Here is a 1,567-nt window from a genome sequence, read left to right as displayed (position 1 = left end):
GGCGCCGCCGTCAATGGTGTCGTTGCCTGAGCCGGCATTCAGCAGATCGTCACCATCACCGCCGTCGAGGCTATCGTTGCCCAATCCACCAATCAGGGTATCGTTTCCGGTGCCCCCATCGATGTAATCGTCATCGCCGCTCGCGGACCACGTAGACCCCGCATCCAGATAGTCGTCCCCGGCGCCTCCATACAAAACATCATTACCGTAGTAGCTTCGGATCGTGTCGTTACCGTCACCTCCGATCATTGTTTCCGAGCCACTATAGCTTCGATAGCTATCGGAGCTCAGAACATCATCCCCAGTGCCGCCATCGAGCGTGACGTTGGCCAAAGAGCCCGCGTACAGCGTGTCGTTCCCGGCACCGCCGCGCAGGATGTCGTTCGTTCCTCCACTCACGTAAGACAGATAGTCATTACCATCACCGCCTTCGCCGACGCTGGTGACCGTTGACGAGCCATAAACCGTAATGGTGTCATTATCGGCACCACCGTCCAGCGTGCCACTGCCCAGCAGCGTGTCCTCGCCATCGCCACCCAGCAATGTATTGTTCGCACCGTCAGTGTCTTCCAGACGGTCCGATCCCGCCCCACCTGACAGTGTGTCATCACCCGCACCGCCGTTGAGATAATCGTCATTGGCCCCACTAGTCAGGCTGTCATCGCCTTCACCACCCAACAGACGGTTACCTCCTTCGCCACCATCGATAATGTCATTGCCAAGCCCGCCGGCAATCACATCATCAAACACAGTCCCCGTCAGCGTATCGTCACCGTCCGTGCCAATCTGGTACTCGCCGATGTCCAGGGTCGCAACCGCATAATCTGCGTCTGAGAACCTCAATACCTCGACATCGCGCACCCTGTCCTCTTCGCCCCCGAGCGTCGAGACCACTCTGAGGGCACTCGGGTCGGATGGGTCCCGAGTAATGACATAGGTGTTTCGGTCACCCGAGAACACGGCGATATCGCCCAGGGTTCCCGAGGCGCTGTTGTCGGCGCCGCCATCGATGGTGTCATTGCCTGAGCCGGCGTTCAGTAGGTCGTCACCATCACCCCCATCAAGGCTGTCGTTGCCCAATCCACCGATCAGGGTATCGTTTCCGGTGCCCCCATCGATGTAATCGTCATCGCCGCTCGCGGACCACGTAGACCCCGCATCCAGATAGTCGTCCCCGGCGCCTCCATACAAAGCATCATTACCGTAGTAGCTTCGGATCGTGTCGTTACCGTCACCTCCGATCATTGTTTCCGAGCCACTATAGCTTCGATAGCTGTCGGAGCTCAGAACATCATCCCCAGTGCCCCCATCGAGCGTGACATTAGCGAAAGAGCCCGCGTACAGCGTGTCGTTCCCGGCACCGCCGCGCAGGATGTCGTTCGTTCCTCCTCGGACATAGGACAGGCTGTCATTACCATCACCACCATCAGCAACACCGGCGACCGTCGATGAACCGTAGAGCGTGATAGTGTCGTTATCGGCTCCACCGTCCAGCGTGCCACTGCCCAGCAGCGTGTCGTTGCCGTCGCCACCCAGCAAGGTGTTGTTCGCGCCGTCAGTGTCTTCC

At 59.1% G+C, this 1,567-nt stretch carries 1 protein-coding gene; it reads right to left on the bottom strand.

Translation table 11 applies throughout. From position 1 onward, the window contains the following. The coding region (locus tag NP596_RS21275) for a calcium-binding protein (RefSeq protein WP_256617383.1) at window positions 1–1,567 on the bottom strand (1,567 nt) is incomplete at both ends.

Source organism: Methylomonas rivi (assembly GCF_024505165.1).
Lineage (GTDB): Bacteria > Pseudomonadota > Gammaproteobacteria > Methylococcales > Methylomonadaceae > Methylomonas > Methylomonas rivi.
Note: the sequence above shows the minus strand (reverse complement) of the source record. Positions and strands in the feature narration are given on the sequence as shown.